Source organism: Ferruginibacter sp., from assembly GCF_031430955.1.
Classification (GTDB): domain Bacteria; phylum Bacteroidota; class Bacteroidia; order Chitinophagales; family Chitinophagaceae; genus Ferruginibacter.
Window position 1 is genome coordinate 1 of the sequence record NZ_JANPCM010000450.1, and the last position, 1,556, is coordinate 1,556.

General features: G+C 36.4%; 2 protein-coding genes and 1 pseudogene. All 3 read right to left on the minus strand.

Going from position 1 to position 1,556, the window contains the following annotated elements; translation table 11 throughout:
* Window positions 1-165 (minus strand): annotated as a pseudogene (locus tag ACY65O_RS12470) (UDP-N-acetylglucosamine 1-carboxyvinyltransferase); the annotation flags it as partial.
* Between the two features lie 123 nt (window positions 166-288).
* Entirely contained in the window at window positions 289-1,056 is a 768-nt protein-coding gene (locus tag ACY65O_RS12475) for a DUF4290 domain-containing protein (RefSeq protein ID WP_462221186.1), read from the minus strand.
* 45 nt (window positions 1,057-1,101) lie between these two features.
* Window positions 1,102-1,556, minus strand: a 455-nt coding sequence (locus ACY65O_RS12480; RefSeq protein ID WP_462221187.1) for a VanZ family protein, incomplete at its 5' end; no start/stop codon positions are given.

Below are 1,556 nucleotides of genomic sequence, written 5' to 3' on the forward strand. Positions count from 1 at the left end.
ATCAATTAAAAGATTTACATCAATAATGTCGGGAATATTTTTAATAGTAACTTTTTCTGCCGTTAGTAATACTGCAGAGATAATTTGCAGTGCTTCGTTCTTAGCACCCTGTGGTGTAATTTCTCCAAATAGTTTTTTGCCGCCTCTAACTTCAAATGATTGCATGCTATATTCTTTTATTACACGAATTAAAATGAATTACACAAATTTTCACCACTGAAAATAAAAATACCTGACTTTAAAATCAGGTACCATAATTAGTGTAATTCGTTTTAATTCGTGTAAGGGTTAATACCTCTTTTTAAAATTCCTGTTGTTATTATTCCTGTTATCTCCTCCGCCGCCACGGTTATCTCTTCCACCCCCACTACCTCTGTTATCTCTTCCACCACTACCGCCACGGTTATCTCTTCCTCCACCGGTGTTATTTCTTGCACCAAAATTTTTTCGGTAACCGTTAGTTCTTCCACCACCATAATCATCTTCGCTGCGGTTATCGGTACGGTGTTTTACAAATGGCCTTGTATTAAATTCCAGTTCGCCTTTTGTAATGGCCGTTAATTCGCTTTGTATATTATCATCATGCACCAGCTCTTTATGCCAGTTGCTGTAAGTCAATTTCATGTAATAAGCGATGGCGTTGGCAAATCCCTGTTTTTTTTCGGGGTTTTCTTCCTTTAACGCTTTATCAATTATTACCTCTATGTTTTTGCCCAAATGGTTAAATTTTGGATATTTTTTTGGGTAACCCAAAACATCTGGTTTTGCTTTCAGCGTTTCTCTTGTGGGGATAGGGTAAGGACTTTCTACATCAAGTGTAAAATCGCTTATTAAAAAAAGATGGTCCCATAATTTATGACGGAAATCTTCTACATTTTTTAAGTGCGGATTTAAAAACCCCATCAATTCTATAACAGCATAAGCATTACGCTGGCGTTCTTCTTTATCAGTTAAAGTAAGCAGGTACTCCACCATTTTTTGAATGTGGCGTCCGTATTCTTTCATAATAAGATGGTTACGACCCGTGTTGTATTCCATTTCATCTACATTTAGCATAGTACAAATATACAAAGTTATGGCTGGCAAACAAGCTGAGCCGCTTTATGCGCCTTTTAAAAAATATTTTTTGCAAAAAAACAAGGCAATTACACCACCAATGGCATCTGCCAAAAAATCGGTAAGGTCGAAGCTGCGGCTGGGGATAAAAAACTTCTGAATTAGCTCCGAGGTTAATCCCCATATTGCAGTGGCAATAGTTATTTTAATAAAGTATTGCCATTTTTCTTTTTTAGATAAAGCAGATTTTGAAATGGGATGCATAAATAAAGTTGCCAGCACCGCAAATAAGCCCACATGAATCAGCTTATCATAATTTATGGTTATCATCCATCTGTCTGCTTTGGGCAAATCGTAACCTGGTATGCAAACTGCAATAAGAATAAGAAAAAACCAGGTAATGCCTGGAATAAATTTTTTGGCCCCAATATCTCTAAAAATGGAATTATTATGAGTTGCCATTATTGTAATTAAGCTACCAATGAGTGGTACGCTGCTGC

What these genes read in the sequence shown, in the direction of transcription:
- ACY65O_RS12475 (WP_462221186.1), bottom strand. Translation starts at nt 1,056, where the DNA reads ATGCTAAATGTAGATGAAATGGAATACAACACGGGTCGTAACCATCTT.